Here is a 1,335-nt window from a genome sequence, read left to right on the forward strand (position 1 = left end):
ACGCCAAATACTTAGTTGGGAATCACATCATAAGGATTACCTGTATGAAGTTGAAAATTGTTGCTGTCTTAACAACGTTACAGAGAATAAAGAACTTTATATTCACTTAGAAAAGACAGATAAACCTAAAGAATTTGAATTTACCTGTAAATATACACCATTATCTAATTAGTATTGCTATAATAGCGTAAAGAATTCTGTCCATAAAAAATCTATTTCAATTGTTTCCTAGCTTGATTGATTTTTTAAATATTCACTTATCTAGTTTTACTACATTCTATTATATGAGCAGTATTTTTTGAAAGAACATCTTTAGGTAAAATATTGCAATAACTAGTAGCAAGAACAATTCAATTATTTACTCCTTAAAAAAAGGTCATATATTTGTGAGAACAAGCCGCGTAAAAATAAGGTTATAAAAATAGAAGATTTAAATTATTTCTATAAGTTTGAGCAAATTAGTTCGTATGTAGATATGGATGAAATGGTCTAATATTGCTACTTTTAGCGTATAGCAAAGTCAGAGTATAAAAAAGTTCGTATGGTACACATGGTAGACCAACGCATTCCAAGAAAAACACTTCTCACGGCTCTTGGTTTTGAGTGCTGGAAATGGTTGTATTGTTTAAGTTTTTAGTGATATACAATATTAAATTAACATTAATTTATTTAAGAGTTAAGAAAAAAGAATTGAGGTGAATTTATAACAAAAACAGGCTTTCAAAGAGAATAAAAGATCTTATATTGAGCCTATTAGGAGGCTTTTATCGAAGATTACTTTAGGTGAAAAATTTTTCTAAAGTAGTGATTGACAAGTTTTTAAGATGTAGTAATATGCCTAAAATATATTAAATTATAGATACGAAGATTAAGTATGGATTACGAGAATGTACAAAAGGTATTACTAACTTCCATTAAAGAAGATGATCCTTATAAAGGGTTTAAAGAGTTAGAGATTAAGAGGTATTGTATTGCATATCAGACATTCTTTAATAGATGGAATAGCATAATACTACCACCTTTTTTAAAGAAAATTTTAGAGGATGAAGCTTGTTGACAAATACCAATAGGAGATACTTCAGATCAGGTTAGGCTCAACAGGTATACTGTGGGGAGAAAATTATTAACCTTAAAAACTGAAGATGGGCAAAAGACTCTTCTTGACTCCTTTGATCGTTACAGGATTGCATGTTGGTGTTGTTTTGAGGACGAGATAAGAGCTATTTTTGAAGAATTTAAATCAACATTAGGTAATAAACCTGTAGAGAGTTTGGTTAAGGGATGTGATAAAGGGGCTTTAATGATCTACTGGTCACATGCTATGAATAACCAGGA

2 protein-coding genes are annotated in these 1,335 nt (G+C 29.7%); both read left to right on the forward strand.

Features of this window, described 5'->3' with window-relative positions; genetic code table 11:
* The first annotated feature begins 874 nt into the window (after window positions 1-874).
* Window positions 875-1,057, forward strand: a complete 183-nt coding sequence (locus DM84_RS05920; protein ID WP_250779073.1) for a hypothetical protein — start codon at window positions 875-877, stop codon at window positions 1,055-1,057.
* A gap of 51 nt (window positions 1,058-1,108) precedes the next feature.
* Window positions 1,109-1,335 (forward strand): hypothetical protein (locus DM84_RS05925; RefSeq protein WP_250779075.1); only part of this gene is annotated, 227 nt, incomplete at its 3' end.

The organism is Wolbachia pipientis, assembly GCF_023661085.1.
Taxonomy (GTDB): Bacteria; Pseudomonadota; Alphaproteobacteria; order Rickettsiales; family Anaplasmataceae; genus Wolbachia.